Here is a 24122-nt window from a genome sequence, read left to right as displayed (position 1 = left end):
TTAACACTACTCATTTTCTTCTTTATTTTCTCTTGAATTGTATACATTATGTTTATCCCATATATTTTCTAGCTTTTTAAAATAGTTTGTAATTTCTTCTTTCTCACTTGCACCTACAGAAACTATTAAAGCATTTATTAGACTTAGTGGTGCTACTAAAGAATCAACAAACGACATCATATTTGTTCTAGCAATCAAAGTATAATCTGAAATATTATTAATTGGAGAGGAGTAGCTATCAGTGATTCCAACTACCTTCGCACCTTGCTCTTTTGCATACTTAGCTAAATCAAGGGTTTTAGTAGAATATCTAGGATAACTAAAACCAATCACTAAGTCTTTATTTGATACCCTTAGTATTTGTTCAAACATGTCACTTATTCCATGACCTACAATTTTAACATTATCTAATACTAAATTTAAATAGAAGCCAAAATATTCAGCTAAAGCGGTAGAACTTCTGCTACCAATAACATATATTTTCTCTGCTTTTAAAATTTCATCTACTACTTTTTCAAAAACTTCATGGTCCATACTTTCAAAAGTATCTCTAATATTTTCTATATCTGATTTCAATACTCTCTTTAAAGTTTCTGACCTATTTTTATATTCTGGAGACATCTCCACTCGTTGTACTGTTGTAAGCTTAATTTTCACAATTTCCATAAGCTCTTGTTGAAGCTCAGGATAGCCTTCAAATCCTAAAGCATTGGCAAATCTTACTACTGTTGACTCGCTAACCCCTACATTAGTAGCTAGCTTAGCTGCAGTTGAAAAAGCCGCCTTGTCATAATTATTAATTATATAGCTACCAATAAGCTTATGACTTTTACTTAAACTAGGCATAGTATTTTGTATAATTGTTAACAAATCTTTTTTATCACTCTTTTTCATCATTAAACTCATCCCAACCTTATATCATTTTATAGGCTCTTATATAAGTCTACAATAGAACATCATAATTATCTAGTTTTTTCTAAGTCTAATTTTTTAAGATATTCATATGTTTTGAAGTTTGTTAAATCGAAATGTATCGGAGTTACAGAAATATAGTTGTTTCTTAAAGCAACTACATCGCTACTCTCATTTTGCTCAAGATCCATAACTTCTCCTGACATCCAGTAATATGAATTTCCTCTTGGATCTTTTCTCTCAACAAATGCATTTTGATATTTTCTAATACCAAGTGTTGTAACCTTTACTCCCCTTATCTCTTCTTCTGACACAGTTGGATAATTTACATTAATTATTGTTTCATTAAGCTCTTTATTGTTATATAGCCCTTTTTCAAATATATCTTCAACTAGTTTAGTAACAAAATTTCCTGCATGTTCAAATGTTTCAAACTTACTTCTCGCCATAGAAATTGCAATTGAAGGTATCTCTAATATCGCTGCCTCTACCGCTGCTGATACAGTTCCTGAGTATATAACATCTGTACCTAAATTCGGTCCATTATTAATACCAGATACAACAATATCAGGTCTTCTATCTTTTAATATCGCCTCTACCGCAAGTTTAACACAGTCAGCTGGAGTTCCACTAACTGAATATGCTTCAATATCTAAATCAAAAAATTTTGTTCTGGAAACTCTAAGTGGATGATGCATAGTAATTGCATGGCCAGTCGCACTTTTTTCAGAGTCCGGTGCAATAACTATAACTTCACCTAGATTTATAAGACTTTTTGCTAATACATATATTCCTTCAGAAAATATCCCATCATCGTTTGAAATTAAAATTCTCATAAAATACGCCTCCTTAAAATCAGATATATAATAATTGTTATTATTTACACACTAAGTTTATATTGCATTTTTACGTTTATATTAATACATAATATTAATATGAATATGAGGTGATAATTTGATACAAATAGACGACGCAGGGAGTGGAAGCCTATTAGGCGGCACAATAATTGGAGTTCTTAGAGTAGAAACCAAAGAATTCCATTATGATATTATACCACTAAATCTATATCATGAGGAAAGTTTTGTTAATAAAGAGTATCTAAATTACGTTGTAAACATAGTTGATAAAATTTTTCAAAATCTGAAGGTACAAAAATACGAAGAAATTCAAGTCTGTAGAGGATATATGTTTGATAAACTAAAGCAATGGTTTGATCAAAATAATTATAGATATATTAGTACAGAAATAAAGGACCCTCTACAAACAAAAATTGAGAAAGCCTTTGAAGAATACACTATTAGTTTAGGACTACCAGAAAGTTTTATAGTGTATACTAAATATCCATTTCACTTTCATAGAATTTTAAAATGGGTTTATGCTGATTATGAGAATAGACATCACTTATGTAAAAAAGGTTGGAAAAGTTGGAAAAAATATAGTAATCTGCAAATTGATCATACACAAGAAACTATAAAGAGTAAAAATTTAGTGTGTTTAAAGTGTAATAATCCAATAGAACAAAACTCAAATGCCCTAGTAAAAGTATATGAAAGTAATCGGATAAATAAAATATATTTGCATGATTATTGTATTTAAATAGCTCCTAGTTTTCTAGGAGCTACTACTTATTATACTGGATGGACTTTATGTTTCTCGTCATACATTGTTAATTCAATTTTATTTTTAGTTGCCCATCTTTCTTTAAAAAAGCTTAATGCAATCTGTGGGAATAGTGCATAAGAAAGTACATCTTCATCCTGCTCAATATATTCCTTTATTTCTTCCCTTAAAATATCTAGCTGTGGTTCAATTAAATCCGCTGGTCTGCAAGTAATAACCTCATCATTTCCAATGATTTTTTGTTTAACTTCCTCTTTTATTGGCACTGTTGTTTTACCATATAGGCCTTTAACTAAGTCCTTTACCTCTTTAGGCGTCATTTTATACCTTTCCTCTGTAATGACGTTAAATACGGCTTGAGTACCAACTATTTGGCTAGTTGGAGTAACTAGAGGAGGGTATCCTAAATCCTCTCTTACTCTAGGGACCTCCGCAAGAACTTCATCAAATTTTTCAGCCTTACCTGATTGTTTCAGCTGAGAAATTAAATTAGATATCATTCCACCTGGAACCTGATAGATTAACGTATTTGCATCCACACCTAAAACCTTAGGATCTATTAAACCCGATTCTAAATATTTATCTCTTAATGGTTTAAAGTACTCAGCTACCTCATTAAGCGCCTTTAAATCAAGTCCTGTGTCATATGGCGTATCCTTCAGTGCTGCTACTAATGGCTCCGTTGGTGGCTGAGACGTTCCCATTGCAAGAGGCGAAATGGCAGTATCCACTATATCAGCCCCTGCTTCAATAGCCTTTAAATAAGTCATAGATGCAATACCACTAGTATAATGAGTATGTACTATTATTGGTAGTTTAGTAGATTTTTTTAACTCTGTTACTAATTCATAGGCAGCAAATGGAGTTAGTATACCAGACATGTCTTTTATACATATGGAATCTGCACCTAAATTTTCCATCTCTTTAGCTTTGCCTACATAATGCTCAACATTATGAACTGGACTTAATGTATAGGATAGGGCACATTGGGCGTGACCACCTTGCTTTTTAGTTTCATCCACCGCTGTTGCTAAATTTCTTACGTCATTTAGTGCATCAAATATTCTAATTATATCAATTCCGTTAAAAATAGCCTTTTTTACAAACTCTCTCACCACATCATCTGCATAATGCTTATATCCTAAAATATTTTGTCCCCGTAGGAGCATTTGAAGCTTTGTATTTGGTGCATGCTTTCTAATTAACCTTAATCTTTCCCAAGGGTCCTCATTAAGAAATCTTAAACATGAGTCAAAGGTTGCGCCGCCCCACATTTCTAAAGAATGATATCCTACTTTATCCATAGCATCTATTATTGGAAGCATTTCCTGAGTTGTCATTCTTGTAGCTAATAAAGATTGATGTGCATCCCTTAGTACTGTTTCCGTAATTCTTAATTTAGTCATAATTTACCCTCCATAACATTATGATTTAATCGAATATTCTAAAACATAATAAATTTATTATTTTTTTTCGATAAATAAAACAATTGGTGGATTATTACCTTGATTTGTGTAGTCACATCTCAGCACCCTATAGCTCCGGGAATCAAGACTATTAGTGAATGATATAATACTGTCTTTTTCCTCTTTACCACCTTCATGCCCATAGTAAATAATTAATGAAATGATGCCACTCTTTTTTAAAAGGCTTAAAATATATTTAAGAGCCTTTAATGTTATCTCCCCATTAGTTACTACCGTATGATCACCGCCAGGAAGATATCCTAGATTAAACATTGCTATGTCAATTTCTTCTTTTACATAGCTACCTATATTCCCATGACTATCTAGTATTAGATTTGCATTTTCTGTTTCGATAAAATTATTTTCTTCAAGTAATTTTTTTGTTTTATCAATTGCCTGAATTTGTATATCAAAGGAATATATCTTTCCCTTTGATCCAAGTAATTTAGTAAGAAATAAGGTATCATTTCCATTTCCCATAGTCGCATCAATGGCTACACAGTCGGTTATATCCCCTACCCTATTTTCTATAATATATTGCACAAGATTTGTTGCTTTCAAAACACTCACTGTCTATTTCCTCCATTATACCCTACATTTGGATTCTAATAAAATACTTATATTACATAAATATATTTTCTTAGAACTTTTTCCGACTAATTCATTAACATTAAACTCTGTAAGTCCTTGGCTTCTTTTAAATAAAAAATGTTCAATTTCTTTACATGACTGAATTAATACATTTTCATAACCATTTGTTAATAAATAATAAAGAGTAGATCTAAATAGTCCATCACCTAGGCCTTCTTTTCTATTTTCTTGATTAATGAAAATAAGGTTAATTTGGGCTGTTTTAATACCTGCTATTTCAATTTCAGAAATTCCTAAAATAGACCTATCTTCGATTACTGCTATATAAATGAAATTATCTTTGAAACCACTATATTTGTCTAATCCATTAGTCTTAATGTATTTTTCTAGAATATCATAATCCTTGCCTTCTAGCCTTCTAATTGTAATCATCTTTTCCACCTACAGCTTTTTAAGATATTCTACTTCTTCGCTTGTTAAATATCGCCACTTACCTAAAGGTAAATTGCCTATGGTTATTTTACCTATAGCTTTTCTTTCTAAATCAATAACTGGATGACCGATTGTATCACACATTTTTCTAATCTGCCTATTTCTACCCTCTGTTATAATTATTTCGACTATAGATGTATTAGACTCCTTTTTTAACAACTTAAATTTTGCAGGAGCAGTAATATAGTCCTCAATTTTTAATCCTTTCTCAAATTTATTTATAGTCTCTCGACTAGGATGTCCTTTTATTTTTGCTACATATTTTTTCTCTACCTTATGTTTAGGATGTGTGAGCCTATAGGTTAATTCCCCATCATTTGTTAATATTAAAAGCCCTGATGTATTGTAATCCAATCTTCCTACAGGAAATAGTCTTTCTTTAAGATCAACCAAATCCGTTACCTTTTTTCTGTTGAATTGTTCAGATACTGTTGTTATATACCCAATTGGTTTATTCAACAAAACATACACACTCTTATTTTCTAGCGTTATCCTTTTACCCTTATATGTAACAATATCCTTGTCAGGGTCTACGATATGGCCCATTTCACTTATTGCAATATCATTAACTTTAATTTCTCCTAGTTTAATAATTTCTTCGCTTTTTCTTCTTGAAGCAATGCCACAGGAAGCTATGAATTTTTGTAATCTCATTAACTCTCTCCTACCTTCAAATATGACTAAAAAACTAATTGTGCCTCTACACAATTAGTTTTTTTATTATTATACCTTTAATTCAATTTCTAAACCTATTAGATTTTTATTTTCCTCTAAAATAGGTTTAATATACTCATCAATAAACTCTACAACCTGCTGCGGTGCTCTTCCTACGTAATTTTTTGGTTGAAGAAGCTGCTCTATATCATCTGCAGATAAGTTAAAGGAACTGTCACCAATAATTCTTTCAATTAAATCATTTTTTAAACCAAACTCTTTTACTTGTCTACCTGCTTCCATAGAGTATACCCTAATAGTTTCATGTAGCTCCTGTCTATCTCCGCCATTTTTCACGGCCTCCATTAATATGTTTTCAGTAGCCATAAATGGAAGTTCATCTAGTATGTGCTTAGTTATTACTTTTTCGTATACTACTAATCCGTCACAAACATTAATTGCAATCTCTAAGACTGCATCTATTGCCATAAAGGTTTCTGGAATTACAATCCTTCTATTTGCAGAATCATCTAAAGTTCTTTCAAACCATTGAGTTGAAGAGGTCATTGCTGTATTTTGTAATGATGCAATTACGAATCTTGCTAAGGATGAAATTCTTTCGCTTCTCATTGGATTTCTTTTATATGCCATGGCAGAGGATCCAATTTGATTTTTCTCGAATGGCTCTTCAATTTCCTTTAAATTTTGAAGTAGTCTTAGGTCATTAGTCATTTTATGAGTTGATTGGGCAATCCCACTTAAAACACTTAATACTTCGAAATCTAGTTTTCTTGTATAGGTTTGGCCGCTTACAGGGAATATTTTATCAAAGCCCATTAAACCAGCTACTCTAACATCAAGCTGTTTAACCTTATCATGATCATCATTAAAAAGGTTCAAAAAGCTTGCTTGTGTGCCTGTAGTACCCTTAACACCTAAAAACTTCATTCTTTCGATTTGGTTAACAACATTTTCAAAATCCATTAATAAGTCCTGTAACCAAAGTGTTCCTCTTTTACCTACTGTTGTAAGCTGTGCTGGCTGAAAATGTGTGAATCCTAAGGTAGGCATATCCTTATAGTCTAAGCAAAATTTAGACAGTACAGATATTAAATTAACCATTTTCACCTTAACAAGTTCAAGGGCCTCTCTAATAACTATAATATCTGTATTATCTCCTACATAGGCACTAGTAGCGCCTAAGTGGATAATTCCCTTTGCTTTAGGACATTGTACCCCGTATGCATATACATGAGACATTACGTCATGTCTTGTTTCTTTTTCTCGCTTTATTGCAACATCATAATTAATATCATTTTTGTTAGCTTCTAACTCAGTAATTTGCTCATCTGAAATTGGAAGTCCCAATTCTTTTTCTGCTTTAGCTAAAGCTATCCATAGCTCTCTCCAAGTTTTAAACTTTTTATCCGGGGAAAATATAGCTGCCATTTCTTTACTTGTATATCGTTGTATTAACGGATTTTGATACATAGAATTATTCAATTTTTAGTACTCCCTTCTCTTTTTCATTCGTTATATTATTGTAATTTAAGTTTTTACTAGTTATTTTAACTGAGGAAGAAAATTTTCAAGTCTTGTTAAACCCTCTTTAATATTATCCATAGAATTAGCATATGAAATTCTCATTAACTGATCCACTCCAAAGGCTGCTCCAGGAACAATTGCTACATGGGCATGTTCTAGTAACAAGTCTGCAAAATCTAATGAACCCTTTATTTTATTACCATTAAACTCTTTACCAATATATTGGGATATGTTCATCATTATGTAAAACGCTCCCTTTGGAACAATACATGATAGTCCAGGGATTTTATTTATTCTATCAACCATGTATTTTCTTCTTTCATCAAAAGCTAATCTCATATTTTCTATAGCAGTTTGATCTCCTGAAAGAGCCTCAATACTTGCATATTGAGCAATTGTATTTGGATTTGAAGTCGCATGACTTTGAATATTACCCATTATTTTTGCTATTTGTGCATTAGATGCTGTATATCCAATTCGCCATCCGGTCATAGCATAAGCCTTTGCCATTCCATTAACTACTATAGTTAAATCCTTTATTCTATCATTCAAGCTAGCTATACTAACATGAGTAGCATCATCATATATTAATTTTTCATAGATTTCATCAGAAATAACTATAATATTTTTTTCAACTGCTACCTTTGCTATTTCTTCTAATTCTTCTTTTGTATAAACGGATCCTGTTGGATTTGATGGACTATTTAATATCATAGCTTTTGTTTTACTAGTAATTGCATTTTTTAAATCCTTAATATCTAATTTAAATTCTTTTTCTTCTGGACAGTCAATAAACACAGGAATAGCATCAGCCATTTTAACCATTTCTGGATAACTAACCCAATATGGTGAAGGTATTATTACCTCATCCCCAGGATTACATATAGCTTGAAATGCATTATATAGGGAGTGCTTTGCACCATTTGATACTATAATATGTTCCATCTTATATTCTAATCCATTATCTAGTTTTAGTTTATCACATATAGCCTCTTTAAGCTTTTGTAACCCAGATGCCGGTGTATATCCTAAATTTTCGTTCTCTATAGAGTATATAGCACGTTTTCTTATATTCTCTGGTGTTCTAAAATCTGGTTCCCCTACTCCAAACCCTATAACGTTAATGCCTTTTGCTTGCATTTCCTTAGCCTTCGCATCTACAAAAAGTGTCACTGAAGGTGCAATATCATTATGCTTTCTTGATAGTTGAATATTCATAAACCTACCTCCAAAATATTTGTTATTAATAATACATAATTCCAGTATTTAATAATTTACTCTATTATACTATATTTGTTTATAAATCATAGCAAATTTTATTAATTTATTAGACTAACTCTAAAATTTTTGCAATGCTATTTAATAATATTTTACTTGTACCTAAATCATACCTATTGTTTTTTTCATTAGGTATGCTATGAAAATCTGATCCACCTGTAACAATTATGTTGTTCTCCATTGCTAGGGTATTAAAATAATCTATTTGTGACTCCTCATGGGTTGGATAGTATACCTCTATTCCACCTATCCCATAGGATATAACTTTCTCAATAATTTCTTTATTTTTAATATAGCCTGGGTGAGCTAAGACTGGAACACCCCCAGATTTTTTAATAATTGTAATAGCCTCTAAAGGAGTTATTTTAAATCTAGGTACATAAGCTACTCCTCCCAATTTCAAGTATTTACTAAATACCTCATGCATGTTTTTCACATAGCCTTTTTGGATTAAAACCTGTCCAATATGTGGTCTACCCACCACGCCTTTAGCTAAAGACCTAACTTCTTCATATGTAATTTCAAACCCTATATCATTGAGTTTTTGTATCATTTTAACTGAACGAGATTCTCTGTTTACTCTCATTTCCTCTAACAATGTATTTAGTTCTTCAAAGTCCGGATTTATTGCATATCCTAAAATGTGGACCTCTTGACCTAAGAACTCAGAACTTATCTCTATACCAGGTATACAATAGAAATCCTTTATTGACTTTGAATATTCAACAGCCTCTTTTATGCCACCAACAGTATCGTGATCTGTAACAGCAATACCATTTAACCCTTTTTCTAAAGCATAATTTACTAATTCTGTTGGATTTAATGATCCATCAGATGCAATAGTATGACAATGCATATCAATATATTTCATTAGTTAACGACTCCTTAAAAATCTTTATTAATATTTACTCTATTATTATGTTATATATAAAGTTTTTATATAAGAGCATATTTATTTTATATCCTATATAATATAAAAAAATCTGCTTATTAGCAGATTTTTTATCTCTATTATCGAGGCTCAACAATCAATTTAATGGCAGTTCTTTCTTCGCCATCTATTTGGACATCTGTAAAAGCAGGTATACAAATTAAATCTAAACCACTTGGTGCTACAAACCCTCTTGCAATCGCTACTGCTTTAACTGCTTGGTTTAAAGCTCCGGCGCCGATAGCCTGTATTTCAGCTCCGCCACGTTCTCTTAATACGCCAGCTAATGCTCCAGCTACAGAATTTGGATTTGATTTTGCTGATACTTTTAATACTTCCATGTAATTTAGCCCCCTTTAATATAAATGCTACCAATATTTAGTACTTTCGTACTTATTTATATTATTCTATCTAATATTAAAAATACCTTTAATTTTTTAATAAAATATACAAAATTTATAAAAAAAACATGTATACTTATAAAAAATTAATGATTTGCAACATGATTATTTATATAAAAAAAGAAACAAAAAGTTCAATTTAGAACTCTCTGTTTCTGGTATTTACTTATTTAGCGTATTCAATAGCTCGTGTTTCCCTAATAACATTAACTTTAATTTGACCAGGATACTCTAATTCGCTTTCTATCTTCTTAGTAATTTCCCTTGCAAGTAAAACTGTTTCGTCGTCATTATATGACTCTGGCTTGACTAGAATTCTAATTTCTCTACCAGCTTGAATAGCAAATGATTTTTCAATACCTTCGTATGCATTTGCAATTTCTTCAAGTTTCTCTAATCTCTTAATATATGACTCTAAAGTTTCTCTTCTTGCTCCAGGTCTTGCAGCTGATATTGCATCTGCTGCTGTTACTAAAACTGCCTCAATTGAATTAGGTTCATAATCCCCATGGTGAGTAGACATTGCATGTATTACATCTTTTGATTCCCTATACTTTCTAAGTAATTCCATACCTATTTCAACATGTGTTCCCTCAACCTCATGGTCTACAGCTTTACCTATGTCATGTAACAGACCAGCTCTTTTAGCTATTTTTACATCAACACCTAGTTCAGCTGCCATTATACCACATAAGTAAGATACTTCCATAGAATGCTTAAGCATATTTTGCCCATAGCTAGTTCTGTATTTTAATCTACCTAAAAGTTTAATTAACTCAGGGTGAAGACCATGTACTCCTGTTTCAAAGGTAGCCTGCTCCCCTTCTTCTTTAATGATATTTTCAACTTCTTTTTTAGCTTTTTCAACCATTTCTTCGATTCTAGCAGGATGAATTCTTCCGTCTATTATTAGCTTCTCTAAAGCTATTCTTGCAATTTCTCTTCTGATCGGGTCAAATCCTGATAAAATTACTGCTTCTGGTGTGTCATCGATTATTAGGTCAATACCTGTCAATGTCTCTAGGGTTCTAATGTTACGACCTTCTCTTCCGATAATTCTACCCTTCATTTCATCGTTTGGTAATGCTACAACTGTAACTGTTGTTTCTGCCACATGGTCAGCAGCACACTTTTGAATTGAATAGGCAATAATTTCTCTTGCTTTCTTGTCAGCAGTATCTTTTGCTCTAGCTTCTATTTCTCTTATCATTACCGCTGTTTCGTGTGTAACTTCTTTTTCTACCTTGCTCAAAATTATGTCTTTTGCTTCATCACAAGTTAAACCTGATATTTCTTCTAACTTTAAAACCTCTTTTTCAAATACTTCCTGAATCTCTGATTGCTTGTCTTCGACGTCTTTTATCATTTTTGATAATTTTTCGTCTTTTTGTTCTAGGGTCTCTGATTTTTTATCTAAAGATTCCTCTTTTTGAATTAATCTTCTTTCTACCCTCTGTAGTTCGTTTCGCCTTTCTCTGCTTTCTCGTTCAAACTCACTGCGAAGTTTATGAACTTCTTCTTTTGCTTCTAGCAGTATTTCTTTTTTAGCTGTTTCGGCATCTTTTTCAGCCTCTTCAACTAGTTTTTTTGCTATTTCTTCAGCACTATTCATTTTTCCTTCTGCAATGTTTTTTCTAATAAAGTAGCCGATAAGGCATCCTACCAAGGCTGTAATTGCAACTATTATTACTACAAGAATATTATCGATGTGTGGACACCTCCCCTATTTAATTTTCAAATTACAAGTTTTCACAAATCCTTTTAATATCATTTGTAATTCAAACATAAATAAAAACTCAACCATATAATGGTTTGTCTATATTATTTTATAACTTTTTTCAACAAGTGTCAAGTTCTATAATGTCTGATATTCGAACATAATAAGTAAAGCAGGATGGTAAACATCCTGCTTTGACCTAATATATTTACGCAGTAGTTATATCAGAACTGTTTGTTTTTGGATTAACTAAAGGCAGTTTATGATATTCTCTAATTTTATTTTCTATCTCTAAGCAAATATCTGGATTTTCTTTCAAAAACTGCTTAGAGTTTTCTCTTCCTTGACCAAGTTTAGCATCGTTATAGCTATACCAAGCCCCTGATTTTTTAACGATATCTAGATTACTACCTACATCAAGTATATCTCCCTCTAAGGAGATTCCTTCACCATACATAATGTCAAACTCAGCAACTCTAAATGGTGGAGCAACTTTATTTTTTACTACCTTTACTCTAGTTCTGTTACCCATTATATCGTTTCCTTGCTTAATAATATCAACTTTTCGAACATCTAACCGTATTGTAGCATAGAATTTAAGCGCCCTTCCCCCAGGTGTTGTTTCTGGACTACCAAACATAATTCCGACTTTTTCTCTTAATTGGTTAATGAAAATACATGTAGTTCTAGATTTATTGACTGCACCAGCTAACTTTCTTAGAGCTTGGGACATCAATCTAGCTTGAAGACCAACATGACTATCGCCCATTTCTCCTTCAATTTCAGCCTTTGGAACAAGAGCAGCTACTGAATCTACAACAATTACATCAACTGCACCACTTCTAACTAAAGCTTCAGCTATTTCTAAACCTTGCTCACCAGTGTCTGGTTGGGATACTATTAAATTATCTATATCAACTCCAAGATTTTTAGCATAAGAAGGATCTAGGGCATGTTCTGCATCTACGAATGCGGCGGTGCCCCCATTTTTTTGGGCTTCCGCTATTATATGCAGGGCGATAGTAGTTTTACCTGAGGATTCCGGTCCATAAATCTCTACGATTCTTCCCCTCGGTACTCCTCCAACACCTAATGCAACATTTAAATCTATTGATCCTGATGATATACAATCTAGATTAAGCTTAGTTTCTTCACCAAGTTTCATTATAGAGCCTTTACCAAATTGCTTTTCAATTTGACTAATAGCCATCTCTAGCGCTTTTTTCTTTTCCATTATAAACCCAGACAGTGTCTGGCTCACCTACCTTTCAATTTTCCGAACAGATGTTCTTGAATTTATTATATCTCATATAATTAATATAGGCAAGTATAATTTATCCTCGTAAAATATGTTTATTAATTCTTATATAGTCTACACCTGAAACAACTGTAAATAGTACAGCTACCCATGTCATTATTATGTCAAACGGAAAGTTAATATAAGAAAATGGGAAGTTATTAATTAGTAATGCAACTATAGCAACTATTTGAGTAATAGTTTTTCCCTTTCCCCACCAGCTTGCACGGGTCTTTGACAGTTGAATAATAAAAAAAATCGCTAAAGCTTTGAAAAGGCTTTATTTTTTTGTAAATTTTCTCAAATATTCCTTTCGTATTTTATCGTATTGTGTTATAATATAGATAACTGGGGGTGTTATTATGAGATTATCACTTTCTAAATCTAAAAATGCTACTTCACTTTATGTGATAAAGGATATAATTGAAAAAAATAAGCGTACTACTAAAATTGTTGAAAAACTAGGTACATATGATGAGCTTCTTAACAAATTAAACGGGGAAGACCCTATTGAATGGGCTAAGAAATATATCGATGAACTTAATAAAAAAGAAAAAGAAGAAAATAGTACAATCATGGTTCAATACTCGCCTACAAAACTTATTGGTAAAGATAAGCAACAGTCTTTTAATGGAGGCTATCTATTTCTTCAAAAGATTTATCATGATCTAGGAATTCACAAAATCTGTAAAGAGATTTCCAATCGCCATAAATTCACTTTTAATCTTGACTCCATACTATCTAGACTTTTATATGGTAGGATTATCTTTCCTGGTTCTAAGCTTTCCACCTATAACCTATCTACTAGATTTTTAGAAAAACCTGATTTTGATATTCAACATATTTATAGAGCACTTGAAGTTATTTCTAAGGAAACTGATTATATTCAATCGGAGCTTTATAATAATAGTTATAAACTTTCTAAGCGTAATTCAGGAATTCTTTATTATGACTGTACGAATTACTTCTTTGAGATTGAGCAAGAGCAAGGCTTAAAACAGTATGGGTATTCAAAGGAACACAAACCTAATCCTATCGTACAAATGGGTCTTTTTATGGATGGGGATGGTATTCCACTAGCATTTAGCATTACTAAAGGTAATACTAATGAACAAACTCACTTTAAAGCCTTTAGAACAGAAGATACTTAATGATTTCAAACTCTCAAAGTTTGTCGTATGCACAGATCTTTGGACTAGCGTCAAATGACAATAGGAAATTTAATGATCAAGGTGGACGTGCTTTTATAACCACTCAGTCAATCAAAAACTTAAAAACATCTTAAAGAATGGGCACTTTCTAGCGAAGGATGGAGTTTAAGTGGTAGTAGTAAGGTTTTCGATATCTCTGATATTGAAGAAGACAATTTTGCAGATATTACTTTTTATAAAGAGCGATGGATTAAAGAAAATGGTTTGGAACAAAAGCTAATTGTAACTTATTCAATTAAATATAGAGACTATCAAAGAAAAATTCGAAATAAACAAATTGAGCGTCTTTGTTAAGGTAATAGAAAACAATCCATCAAAACTCAACAAGTGTAATCAGAACGATTACAAAAGATTTATAGGAAAAACAAGCGTTACATCAGATGGTGAGGTGGCAGAAAAGGACCTCTATCGACTGGATTCAGATATTATATCAAAAGAAGAGGCATATGATGGTTTTTATCTTTGTATGCACAAATTTAGAAGATGAAGCTTCTGAAATTATTAAAGTTAATCATAAACGTTGGGAGATTGAAGAATGCTTTAGAATTATGAAAAGTGAATTTAAGGCAAGACCAGTGTACTTAACAAGAGATGATCGTATAGAAGCACACTTTACAACTTGTTTCTTGGCAATGGTGCTTTATAGATATCTTGAAAAACACTTAGATAACAAGTTCACCTGTACTGAAATCATACGAGAGTTAAGGGGTATGAATTTTTATGAAATCCTTGGCGATGGCTATATTCCAACTTACACACGCACAGATTTTACAGATGCACTTCATGAGGCTTTTGGCTTCAGAACGGATTATCAAATAATAAAAAACACACATATGAAAAATATTTTTAAAGATACGAAAAGATAAAAAAATTACGCACTTTTTGGACAAATATATAAAGCTTGTAACCTACTATTTATAACAGGTTACAAGCTTTTTTTCTTTATTAACTGTCAAAGATGGGATATAGGCAAGTATAATTTATCCTCGTAAAATATGTTTATTAATTCTTATATAGTCTACACCTGAAACAACTGTAAATAGTACAGCTACCCATGTCATTATTATGTCAAACGGAAAGTTAATATAAGAAAATGGGAAGTTATTAATTAGTAATGCAACTATAGCAACTATTTGAGTAATAGTTTTTCCCTTTCCCCACCAGCTTGCAGAAATCACTATACCTTCTGATGCTGCAACTGCCCTTAGAATACTAATAGTAAATTCACGGGCAATAATAATTACTACAGCTATAACAGAAATCTTACCCATTTGAACTAATGAAATTAAAGCAGAAGAAACTAAAAGTTTATCAGCCAATGGATCCATAAACTTACCTAGTGTAGTTATTTGATTCTTTTTTCTAGCTATATATCCATCTAAAGCGTCTGTGATTGCAGCGATTATAAAAATACCTGCTGCTATACTTGCACCATATGGAATCTCTAGCCTATTTAAAAGAAAAATCATAAAAACAGGAATTAAAAAAATCCTTAAAACTGTTAACTTATTTGCTAAATTCATCTACAACCTCTCCCATTAAATCATATTCTAACGCCTGGGTTATTTTTACTCTATAGATATCTCCAATTTTTAATTCGTCTTTAGCATTAACATATACTAATCCATCAATTTCTGGTGCGTCCCCCTGAGACCTTCCGATGAATTCATTATTATCACTAAACTTCTCTTCAATTAAAACATCTATTATAAACCCTATTTTCTCTTGATTTCTTTCTAATGATATAAGTTGTTGCTTCTCCATTATTATTCTTTGTCTCTCTATTTTAACTTCCTCATCTATTTGGTCTGGAAGCTTAGCTGCTGGGGTATCCTCTTCCTGAGAATAGGTAAACACTCCTAGCTTATCAAATTTAATAGTTTCAACGAACTCAAGGAGCTCTTCAAAATGCTTTTCTTCTTCTCCTGGGAAACCAACTATTAATGTAGTTCTTAACACTATTCCAGGAACTTCTTTTTTAAGTTTGTTCATTAAATTTGTTAAATCCTGTTTAGTGGTTCTTCTATTCATCTTTTTAAGAACAGGATCACTACAATGCTGAATTGGTAAGTCTAGATATTTACAAACCTTTGGATTATTTGCTAACACATCAATTAGTTCATCAGTAATCCTTTCAGGATAAGAATAAAGAAGTCTAATCCATTCTATCCCTTCAATTTTCGATAAAAGATTTAGTAATTCATATAGCTTATAATCATTATATAAATCTATTCCATATTGGGTAGTATCTTGTGCAATTAAAATTATTTCCTTTACGCCCTTTTCCGCCAGCTCTTTTACTTCTTTTTCAATATGCTCAATCTTCCTACTTCTATATTTGCCTCTTAACTTTGGAATAATACAATAAGTACAGTGATTATCACAGCCATCTGCTATTTTTACATAAGCCATATGACTTGGAGTTGTTTGATATCTAGGCAATGATTCGTCATACAAGCTGTCAACATTCCCTATCTTTATTATCTTCTTACTCTGATCAGCAAGTCCCTCGTTAATTATTTCAATGATTTCATTATAATTTCCAGTACCTACTACTGCATCTACTTCTGGTAGTTCCCTTACTAGCTCTTCATGATACCTTTCAGCCAAGCAGCCTGAAACAACTAATAGCTTTAGTTTGTTTTCTTTTAGCTGACCTAACTCAATAATTTTGTTTATTGATTCCTGCTTTGCTGATTCGATAAAGCCACATGTATTTATAATTACTACATCTGCATTATCTTCATTATTAGTAAGCTTATAACCATGTTTGTTTAAAATACCTAACATAAATTCTGCGTCAACTAAATTTTTTGAACATCCTAGTGATTCAACATATATTGATAATTTCATTTTTTGTATTCCCTTCTATTCTTATATATAGTAATATGCTTATAATTGTTATCGTGCCTCTTTGCTTGGAATATCTACATTCTCTATTAATACCTGTCTAGGCTTACTACCTTCGTGAGGACCTATATAACCCCTCGCCTCCATATCATCTATTAATCTAGCAGCACGATTATACCCAATCTTTAACCTTCTTTGAAGCATTGAAATTGAAGCTTGATTACTTTCTACAATAACCCTTAAAGCATCATCAAACAGCTCATCTATATCCTCATTATTGACCATATTTGTATTATTTTTACTGATTGTATCAATAACTTCTTCTTCATACATAGGATTTAGCTGTTCTTTTATAAATGTAACAACTCTCTCAACTTCCTTTTCAGAAACAAAGGAAGCCTGAACTCTTAATGGCTTATTATATCCTATTGGATAGTATAGCATATCACCCTTACCTAAAAGCTTTTCTGCCCCACCCATATCTAATATAGTTCTCGAGTCAGTTTGAGAAGCAACGGAAAAGGCAATCCTAGATGGAATGTTAGCCTTGATAATACCAGTAATAACATCTACAGATGGCCTTTGTGTAGCAATAATTAAATGTAAGCCTGCTGCTCTTGCCATTTGAGCAAGCCTACAAATTGCATCCTCTACATCATTTGGAGCAACCATCATTAAATCCGCTAATTCATCTATAATTATAACTATATAAGGCATTTTATTATCCTTATACTTTTCATTATAACCTAAAATATCCTTTACACCATTTTCAGCAAAGCTTTTATACCTTTGTATCATTTCCTGAACTGCCCAATTCAAGGCGCTAGTTGCTCTCTTTGCATCAGTAACAACTGGAATTAATAAATGCGGTACTCCATTATATTGATTTAGCTCAACTACCTTAGGATCTATCAGTAAGAGTCTTACAGACTCTGGTGTAAATCTATAGAGTATACTTAAAATTAAAGTATTTATACAAACACTTTTTCCTGAACCTGTTGCCCCTGCTATTAGTAAATGGGGCATTTGAGCAATATCTCCAATAATTGGGCTTCCTGATACATCCTTACCTAAAATAAATGGTAATCTTAAATTACTATTACTAAATGCCTCTTGCTCAATCATTTCCCTAAGGGTAACCATTGAAACTATATCATTTGGTATTTCTATTCCAACTGCAGCTTTTCCTGGAATAGGTGCTTCTATCCTTATGGCAGGTGCCGCTAGATTAAGTGCAATATCATCACTTAAATTTACAATCTTACTTACTTTAACCCCGGTATCTGGCTGTAGCTCAAATCTCGTAACTGTTGGACCTTTATTTACTTGTAAAATTTTAGCTTGAACTCCAAAATTTCTTAAAGTATCTTCTAATTTTTTTGCTTTTAACTGGATATTTTTTCTATCATCCTTATTTACAGTAACCTCGAGCTGATTTAATAATGCAGTTTCAGGCAATATATATTGAATGCTACTTTGCTTTTGTAGCTTAGAAGTAGAAATTTCATTAATTTCCTCTAACTCTTCCGCATCTAAAACCGGTTCTTCAACAGCTTCAACTAGTGATGCCTTACTATTAATGTCCGTATAATCTAATATTTTTATTTTTTCCTCGATATTTTGTTCAACCTTATTAATGTGAGTTTCAGCTGGTTCAGAAGGTATGTTTATTTTTATCGTTTCTTTTTTAGGTTTTGCTTTTCTTTCAAAACTTATCATTTCAATCGGTTTCATTAAAATCTTCTTAATATTAACTAATAATTGTAATAATGATGTTTTAGTATACAGCATAGTACATATGATAAAGGTAGCAACTACTACTATATAGCTACCGTAATAACCTAAAAGCCCTACTAAAGCACTTGTAATTAATGTACCTACTAATCCGCCGCCAATTCCCTCTGACCCTATAGCAAAAGAACTAGATACCAGTTCACTTAATTTCAATGTAATTAGACCATCAAGTATTGTTTTATCCAATAATGTTTTAAATACTAAAATACATAGAAAAAACATAGTAAAATATATTGTGTTTCTTACCTTTGAAAAGGATTTATTAGTAAAAAATAAAATGCCTAAAAAAACTATTATATATGGGATAATTAACGCAACCGTTGAAAACAGTCCCATAAACAATAGTCTAACCCACTCGCCAATTTGGCCAGCTCCCCTAGTTTGCATAGCAGCTAATAATATTAATCCAAAGGCTATAGTGCAAATCCCGTAGACCTCATTAGCATGTTTAAAATTCTTTAGTGTATTAATCTTCTTTTTTGACTTCGTTTTCCTAGGCAATTCATCACACCCCATTATGACATTAAAACCAAATTTAGTAAATAAGTTTAACATATATATTTTACACTATAATTGTTAATTCTACAAATCATAGTCGGCTATTTTTTGTATCTAACAATGTTTTTCTATAATAAGTAGAGACATTACTTAATATCACTTAACACAAATATTGTTACTATCCCAATTAAACGGTTTTTAAATTTGATATTTTGTGACCATATACCTATTTAAAAAATATTTTTTAATCGTCAAAATTACCTAGAGTATAACTAATAATTACTATTTCCTTTAATTCTTTTAAACTAGTAGTTTGACTTTTATAAAACTATGTTAATACGCATAGTTTTGTTTCTTCCACCTATACATTAATAAAATAGCAACTAATGACGTTACCCCTTCAGCAAAAACCGGTGTAATCCAAATACCTATGTCACCCAAAACAAGTGGAAAAGTTATCAATCCCAGGATTGTAAATATGATGCTTTGAGAAGCTGCAACTACTAAGGACTTTTTTGGCTTTTCAAGTGCTGTAAAATACACTGAACCAATTATACCTACTGGCATAAAGAGAATTGACCAACTCATATATATTGCTACCCGTAATGTGAGCTTTATAGCTTCTGGTTCTCCGGGGATAAAAATTTCTACCAATGATTCGGCCTTTACTCTAATTATTAAAAATATTATAAGAGATAATATGGTAGATACTGTTAATAATCGTTTCAAAGCACCGTATACTCGATCCATTAACCCACCGCCAAAATTATAGCTAATTATTGGTTGACTTCCATTTGCCATTCCTATGAATATAGCAATACCTATGAACATTATATACTGAACAATTGTAAAGGCCGCTACCCCTAAAGCACCAACATAGTTTATTATTAGTTTATTATATATAAAGGTAGTTATTCCTAGAGCAATACTGTTAAATAATTCAGAGGAGCCATTCCCTACTATTGGGATAATTTCACGACTACTTCCAGATATATCTCCAAAGCTTAAACCTGAAACCTTTCTTTTAGTTTTATTAATAAAATAACCTAAAAAGATAATTGCGCCTAAGGACTGTGAAATTCCTGTCGCTAAAGCTGCACCACCAATTCCCATATTAAACCTAAAAAGAAACAAATAGTCTAAAAATATATTTAAAACTGCAGTTGCTCCCATTAATCCCGTAGCAAAATTTGCCCTTCCATCATTTCTTACGGACTGTTCTAATATAAAAATTAATATCATTGGTGTAAAAAAGAAGTGTAGGACATTTAAATATTCACCTGCAAAGTACCCTAAAGATCCGCTTGTTCCTAGAAAAACTAAAATGCTTCTATTGGCCAAAAGTATAATAATATTACTTCCTAACCCTATACCAATACCTACTAACACAATTAGACTAAGTATACTACGAGCCTTTGATGTCTCCCCTTTTCCTAAAAGCACAGCTATTTTTGCATTTCCACCTACACCAATCATAATCGCTAAACCAGAAATTAAAGCAATTATAGGGTAGAGAATATTAACCGAAGCTAGAGCTTCCGGTCCAAGCCTTCTACCAACTAAAATCCCATCAACCATCTGATATAAAAGTATAAATAGCACAGAAGTAACTGCTGGTAGAATATTTTTAAGCATCAAACATCCTAATGCTTTAGTTAGAAACTCCTCTCTTACTGGGTCATCCACATTCATTTCATTTCTAATTTCTTGCATAATTATAACCTCCACTTATCCAGAATGAATATTTGGTTATTCATTCATTTATTTTTTTTTACAAAGGCCTTATACCATAAGACCTTTTACAATAAATTCAACTAAGTAATCCATTGTTTTAGGGAAAAATTCTCCACCTATTTCTTCAATATGAAGATCCACAAAACACAAAGAATTAAATAAAGCTAATATATACTCAGAGTCAATATCTTTTCTTATCTTTCCCTCCGATTGCCACTTTTTAAATGTATCGTTAAAAAAGTTATAAAATAAGTCTTCTTTTTTATTTCCACTTCCCTCTTTAACCTTTTCTAATATCTTGAAGAAAGTTTCCCTATTATACCATTCTCTTAATATTGAATTATCCTTCATACCTTTAAAAAGTTTTGAAATAACTTCTTTTAGTATACATACAGGATCATCATCAATATCGATATCTTTCATTATCTCATCTTTTAATTTAATACTCTCAACATAAAAGATTTCTAAAAACAGCTCTTCCTTTGAAAAATAGAAATTGTAAAAGGTACCTACACCAATTCCTGTCTTCTTTGTAATAATCGCTATACTGGTTTCTTTAAATCCCTTTTCACTAAATACTTCTTTTGCATTATTAAATATTTCAATTTTAGTATTTTTCAATATTTACACACCCCTAAGAATGAATTGTTTTGTATTCATTCATACAATAACATTAAGTACTTTATTAGTCAATAAAATCCTAATATTTTTTCAGATAAAATAAACTACTATTTTCCTTATGGAGTACGAATTGTAATGCTTATATATGATAAGATATTATTTTTAAAAAAGAATATAACTGTCTTAAGAAAAGTATGATTTTAACAAAGGTGCTTAGGGGTGTAGCCTAAATGAAAAGTATGACTTATGGGGAGCTTAGTTTTTTTGAAGTATGTAAAATTATTAAGAAATTAAATACATTCAAACTGTACTATTTCTAAAGGTACAGATTCTCAGAGCTACAATAATGTTACAAAAACTGTAACTCCAATAACTTTAATTCGGGAATCTAAAGGTGTATATTTTTCTATGATATAAAAGAGTTAAGTTTATAAGCCACTTACGAGAGAGAAATACTAATCAAAACCCCTCTTAGTCTTTTAATAACTATAGCAATAATGGAGTATTTAATAAATAATTAATGTTAATAACCCTAGAAGTTCATATAGATATAGGAAAGACTGGGAAAATAAGATATCTTATTGACGAAATTAAAGACCTAGTTACTTCTATATAGGACTCATATGTTGTAAAAAAGCCAGACTCCTCCGCTTCTACTGTAATAGCAGAAATAACAAAACGAAAGATTCGCTCATGTAATGCTATTAATAATTTTAACTATGAGGGGTTTATTGCCCCTCATTTTTTAAGTGGTTACTTAATATAGAATAAGTTTATCATCTTATTTTTTGATGTACGAACAACAATAATCTGTGATTTCTTTCACGACTAACTGAAATTTTGAATTACTTGGTACTTCAAAGGAATCTCCTGCTAAAATAGAAATCCAGCCATCATTATTAGGTAGTTTGACATCTAGATTTCCTGCAAGAATTTCCATTATTTCTTTTTCTTCTGTTCCAAACTCATAATTACCTGGCATCATTATGCCTAATGTTATCTTATCTCCATTTTCGAATAATATTGTTCTACTTGTCACCTTACCATCAAAATATATATTTGCTTTTTTAACTACAGTTACATCATTAAATTTTTCCATATCTAATCCTCCTCAGTTTTATATATATACTATTAGAATTAATATTAAAAATCAAGATAATTAATTTAATCTTCTGAAAATTTATTATTTATTGGAGATATAATGCATCTCCTTGGTACACTTATTTTAAAATTTATTGCAAATACAATGTCCATATCATTTGTTATTTTGGAGTCAATCAAACTATCATTAGCCATATGATATAGTATCACCATACATTGTTCGTGGGATAAGGATTTCCTATAGGGTCTATCTTCTTTTAGTGCTTGATAAATATCAACGCAAGCTAGTAAGCGTGAATTGAAGTTTAATTTATCTGATGAAAGGCCATTCGGATAACCAGTTCCATTTAGTTTTTCATGGTGATTAGCAATCCACTCATCTATATCCTCTAAACCCTCCAAAGATTCTAAGCAAGATCTCGAATAATAGGCGTGAGCTTTTATAGTTTCAAATTCTTTTTCAGTTAACCTTGAGGTTTTTTCTAATATACTATTAGGTATTGCTAACTTTCCTATATCGTGCAAATCAGCGGCTATAATTAGCTTTGTTTTCTCATCATTGTCTTTTTTATAATAGTCAGCCATTATAGAAATTTTTTCAACTAGTCCTGTCGAATGCATGGACGTAAACTTAGACTTACAATCAATAATCTTTGAAAACACTTTTGAAATACTTCTCAAGTCCTTTAAGCTTAACTCTTTACCAAAGTATGGAATGTTTCTCTTTAAAGCCTTATCTAGAAATTCGCCCTTCAAATCTAATTGGAAACTTGTATTACTACGTACATTCTGAAAAGCATTTAAGATATACTCTGATACTAGCTTGTTTTTCTGTTCAGTCAGAAAGCTATTTATCTTCTCTTCTTTCTCAATATAGTTTTCCTTTAGATTAACTAATAAATCTATAGTATCTGCAAAGCTTATTATTTGGGCCATTATTGGTATACTTTCACCTTTTACTGAGAAAAAACCTGTGCCATCGTACCTTTCGTGATGATACTTAATAACATTTTTAACGTCTGTCATAAAAGGGAAATTTTTAATATTTTCCTCACTATTATTACAATGATCTTCTACTTGCTCTAAGTCCCCTAATCTTTTAATGTGATCTCCCTTAAGCCTTTCATATAATAATTTTTCGCTAAATCCGTTATCGTGTAGTATGGATAGTCCAACTATATCTACACATTCTTCTGGACTAAGATTAATTTCTAAAGCAATCATTAATGATATGTAAGCTACACGTTTTGAGTGGTTAGAGGTAACTCCTAGTATATCCATTTCAACAAAATATAAAATATTCGATGTTGCAAGTAAAAGCTCTGTCATTTTTATTGCGACAAAATGTCCTCCTTACCAATATTATGTCATCTTACAATAATACAATGCTTAAGGGCTTAATAGCAATA

The 24122-nt window shown here is 31.4% G+C and carries 22 protein-coding genes and 1 pseudogene; 3 read left to right on the top strand and 20 right to left on the bottom strand.

From position 1 onward, the window contains the following. Positions 1 to 6: 6 nt before the first annotated feature. Positions 7 to 897 (bottom strand): MurR/RpiR family transcriptional regulator, encoded by an 891-nt coding sequence (locus tag HZR23_RS11875; protein WP_330571490.1) that lies wholly within the window; start codon positions 895 to 897, stop codon positions 7 to 9. Positions 898 to 962: 65 nt separating this feature from the next. Further along, on the bottom strand, positions 963 to 1748 hold the full coding sequence (surE, locus tag HZR23_RS11870) for a 5'/3'-nucleotidase SurE (RefSeq protein WP_132849531.1): 786 nt from the start codon (positions 1746 to 1748) through the stop codon (positions 963 to 965). 118 nt (positions 1749 to 1866) lie between these two features. Here surE and HZR23_RS11865 point away from each other — a divergent pair, with 118 nt between their 5' ends. Beyond that, positions 1867 to 2508 (top strand): hypothetical protein, encoded by a 642-nt coding sequence (locus HZR23_RS11865; RefSeq protein ID WP_132849532.1) that lies wholly within the window; start codon positions 1867 to 1869, stop codon positions 2506 to 2508. Between the two features lie 32 nt (positions 2509 to 2540). Here HZR23_RS11865 and HZR23_RS11860 read toward each other — a convergent pair whose 3' ends face one another. From HZR23_RS11860 to HZR23_RS18085, 11 genes are all read right to left on the bottom strand, one after another. Beyond that, a complete protein-coding gene (locus HZR23_RS11860) occupies positions 2541 to 3938 on the bottom strand; it encodes an oxaloacetate decarboxylase subunit alpha (RefSeq protein ID WP_132849533.1) in 1398 nt (465 codons plus the stop codon). A gap of 57 nt (positions 3939 to 3995) precedes the next feature. Then, positions 3996 to 4568: a tRNA (mnm(5)s(2)U34)-methyltransferase gene (locus HZR23_RS11855; protein ID WP_243098280.1), complete on the bottom strand. Its 573-nt coding sequence runs from the start codon at positions 4566 to 4568 to the stop codon at positions 3996 to 3998. Between the two features lie 15 nt (positions 4569 to 4583). Beyond that, on the bottom strand, positions 4584 to 5030 hold the full coding sequence (locus HZR23_RS11850) for a hypothetical protein (protein ID WP_213050248.1): 447 nt from the start codon (positions 5028 to 5030) through the stop codon (positions 4584 to 4586). Next, positions 5031 to 5735 (bottom strand): pseudouridine synthase, encoded by a 705-nt coding sequence (locus tag HZR23_RS11845; RefSeq protein ID WP_132849535.1) that lies wholly within the window; start codon positions 5733 to 5735, stop codon positions 5031 to 5033. It abuts the gene before it with no gap. A 69-nt stretch (positions 5736 to 5804) separates the two neighbouring features. Next, positions 5805 to 7226 carry an adenylosuccinate lyase gene (gene purB / locus HZR23_RS11840; RefSeq protein ID WP_132849543.1) on the bottom strand — a complete coding sequence of 474 codons (1422 nt, stop codon included), beginning with the start codon at positions 7224 to 7226 and terminating at the stop codon, positions 5805 to 5807. A gap of 72 nt (positions 7227 to 7298) precedes the next feature. After that, positions 7299 to 8498, bottom strand: coding sequence for a pyridoxal phosphate-dependent aminotransferase (locus tag HZR23_RS11835; RefSeq protein WP_330571492.1), 1200 nt, complete (start codon positions 8496 to 8498; stop codon positions 7299 to 7301). Positions 8499 to 8607: 109 nt separating this feature from the next. After that, positions 8608 to 9429 (bottom strand): PHP domain-containing protein, encoded by an 822-nt coding sequence (locus HZR23_RS11830; protein WP_132849536.1) that lies wholly within the window; start codon positions 9427 to 9429, stop codon positions 8608 to 8610. A gap of 140 nt (positions 9430 to 9569) precedes the next feature. Next, the gene (gene spoVS, locus HZR23_RS11825; RefSeq protein ID WP_132849537.1) at positions 9570 to 9830 is read right to left on the bottom strand and encodes a stage V sporulation protein SpoVS; all 261 of its coding nucleotides are present in this window, start codon (positions 9828 to 9830) and stop codon (positions 9570 to 9572) included. Between the two features lie 226 nt (positions 9831 to 10056). After that, positions 10057 to 11598, bottom strand: coding sequence for a ribonuclease Y (gene rny / locus HZR23_RS11820; RefSeq protein ID WP_132849538.1), 1542 nt, complete (start codon positions 11596 to 11598; stop codon positions 10057 to 10059). A gap of 217 nt (positions 11599 to 11815) precedes the next feature. Next, positions 11816 to 12841 carry a recombinase RecA gene (gene recA / locus HZR23_RS11815; protein ID WP_207667930.1) on the bottom strand — a complete coding sequence of 342 codons (1026 nt, stop codon included), beginning with the start codon at positions 12839 to 12841 and terminating at the stop codon, positions 11816 to 11818. Between the two features lie 100 nt (positions 12842 to 12941). Next, a complete protein-coding gene (locus HZR23_RS18085; protein WP_408641310.1) occupies positions 12942 to 13154 on the bottom strand; it encodes a CDP-alcohol phosphatidyltransferase family protein in 213 nt (70 codons plus the stop codon). 112 nt (positions 13155 to 13266) lie between these two features. Here HZR23_RS18085 and HZR23_RS18210 point away from each other — a divergent pair. Beyond that, a pseudogene (locus HZR23_RS18210) lies at positions 13267 to 14981 on the top strand (IS1634 family transposase). 114 nt (positions 14982 to 15095) lie between these two features. On the opposite strand, the gene pgsA reads toward HZR23_RS18210, so the two are convergent. From pgsA to HZR23_RS11785, 5 genes are all read right to left on the bottom strand, one after another. Continuing rightward, positions 15096 to 15638: a CDP-diacylglycerol--glycerol-3-phosphate 3-phosphatidyltransferase gene (gene pgsA, locus HZR23_RS11805; RefSeq protein ID WP_213050247.1), complete on the bottom strand. Its 543-nt coding sequence runs from the start codon at positions 15636 to 15638 to the stop codon at positions 15096 to 15098. Beyond that, positions 15622 to 16968 carry a 30S ribosomal protein S12 methylthiotransferase RimO gene (gene rimO / locus HZR23_RS11800; RefSeq protein ID WP_132849757.1) on the bottom strand — a complete coding sequence of 449 codons (1347 nt, stop codon included), beginning with the start codon at positions 16966 to 16968 and terminating at the stop codon, positions 15622 to 15624. The genes pgsA and rimO overlap by 17 nt, the downstream gene beginning before the upstream one ends. A gap of 48 nt (positions 16969 to 17016) precedes the next feature. After that, complete coding sequence (locus tag HZR23_RS11795) at positions 17017 to 19260, bottom strand: FtsK/SpoIIIE family DNA translocase (RefSeq protein WP_243098299.1); 2244 nt, start codon at positions 19258 to 19260, stop codon at positions 17017 to 17019. Positions 19261 to 19590: 330 nt separating this feature from the next. Further along, positions 19591 to 20970: an MATE family efflux transporter gene (locus tag HZR23_RS11790; RefSeq protein ID WP_132849759.1), complete on the bottom strand. Its 1380-nt coding sequence runs from the start codon at positions 20968 to 20970 to the stop codon at positions 19591 to 19593. 69 nt (positions 20971 to 21039) lie between these two features. Further along, the gene (locus tag HZR23_RS11785; protein ID WP_132849760.1) at positions 21040 to 21612 is read right to left on the bottom strand and encodes a TetR/AcrR family transcriptional regulator; all 573 of its coding nucleotides are present in this window, start codon (positions 21610 to 21612) and stop codon (positions 21040 to 21042) included. 520 nt (positions 21613 to 22132) lie between these two features. Between HZR23_RS11785 and HZR23_RS17185 the strand changes: the two genes are divergently transcribed. Next, positions 22133 to 22228, top strand: coding sequence for a ribonuclease H-like YkuK family protein (locus HZR23_RS17185; RefSeq protein WP_249536682.1), 96 nt, complete (start codon positions 22133 to 22135; stop codon positions 22226 to 22228). A 165-nt stretch (positions 22229 to 22393) separates the two neighbouring features. On the opposite strand, the gene ppnP is transcribed toward HZR23_RS17185, so the two are convergent. Then, the gene (gene ppnP / locus HZR23_RS11780) at positions 22394 to 22711 is read right to left on the bottom strand and encodes a pyrimidine/purine nucleoside phosphorylase (protein ID WP_132849761.1); all 318 of its coding nucleotides are present in this window, start codon (positions 22709 to 22711) and stop codon (positions 22394 to 22396) included. 65 nt (positions 22712 to 22776) lie between these two features. Next, the gene (locus tag HZR23_RS11775) at positions 22777 to 24042 is read right to left on the bottom strand and encodes an HD-GYP domain-containing protein (protein ID WP_132849762.1); all 1266 of its coding nucleotides are present in this window, start codon (positions 24040 to 24042) and stop codon (positions 22777 to 22779) included. Positions 24043 to 24122: the final 80 nt, after the last annotated feature.

This window comes from Serpentinicella alkaliphila (genome assembly GCF_018141405.1).
Taxonomy (GTDB): Bacteria; Bacillota; Clostridia; order Peptostreptococcales; family Natronincolaceae; genus Serpentinicella; species Serpentinicella alkaliphila.
The sequence above is the reverse complement of the archived record's forward strand: the minus strand, read 5'-3'. Positions and strand labels throughout refer to the sequence as shown.

Bases quoted from the DNA above. Each gene is read 5' to 3' on its own strand.
- HZR23_RS11875 (WP_330571490.1), bottom strand. From the start codon at position 897: ATGATGAAAAAGAGTGATAAAAAAGATTTGTTAACAATTATACAAAAT.
- surE (WP_132849531.1), bottom strand. From the start codon at position 1,748: ATGAGAATTTTAATTTCAAACGATGATGGGATATTTTCTGAAGGAATA.
- HZR23_RS11860 (WP_132849533.1), bottom strand. From the start codon at position 3,938: ATGACTAAATTAAGAATTACGGAAACAGTACTAAGGGATGCACATCAA.
- HZR23_RS11845 (WP_132849535.1), bottom strand. From the start codon at position 5,735: ATGAGATTACAAAAATTCATAGCTTCCTGTGGCATTGCTTCAAGAAGA.
- purB (WP_132849543.1), bottom strand. From the start codon at position 7,226: ATGTATCAAAATCCGTTAATACAACGATATACAAGTAAAGAAATGGCA.
- HZR23_RS11835 (WP_330571492.1), bottom strand. From the start codon at position 8,498: ATGAATATTCAACTATCAAGAAAGCATAATGATATTGCACCTTCAGTG.
- HZR23_RS11830 (WP_132849536.1), bottom strand. From the start codon at position 9,429: ATGAAATATATTGATATGCATTGTCATACTATTGCATCTGATGGATCA.
- spoVS (WP_132849537.1), bottom strand. From the start codon at position 9,830: ATGGAAGTATTAAAAGTATCAGCAAAATCAAATCCAAATTCTGTAGCT.
- recA (WP_207667930.1), bottom strand. From the start codon at position 12,841: ATGGAAAAGAAAAAAGCGCTAGAGATGGCTATTAGTCAAATTGAAAAG.
- pgsA (WP_213050247.1), bottom strand. From the start codon at position 15,638: ATGAATTTAGCAAATAAGTTAACAGTTTTAAGGATTTTTTTAATTCCT.
- rimO (WP_132849757.1), bottom strand. From the start codon at position 16,968: ATGAAATTATCAATATATGTTGAATCACTAGGATGTTCAAAAAATTTA.
- HZR23_RS11790 (WP_132849759.1), bottom strand. From the start codon at position 20,970: ATGCAAGAAATTAGAAATGAAATGAATGTGGATGACCCAGTAAGAGAG.
- HZR23_RS17185 (WP_249536682.1), top strand. From the start codon at position 22,133: ATGTTAATAACCCTAGAAGTTCATATAGATATAGGAAAGACTGGGAAA.
- ppnP (WP_132849761.1), bottom strand. From the start codon at position 22,711: ATGGAAAAATTTAATGATGTAACTGTAGTTAAAAAAGCAAATATATAT.
- HZR23_RS11775 (WP_132849762.1), bottom strand. From the start codon at position 24,042: ATGACAGAGCTTTTACTTGCAACATCGAATATTTTATATTTTGTTGAA.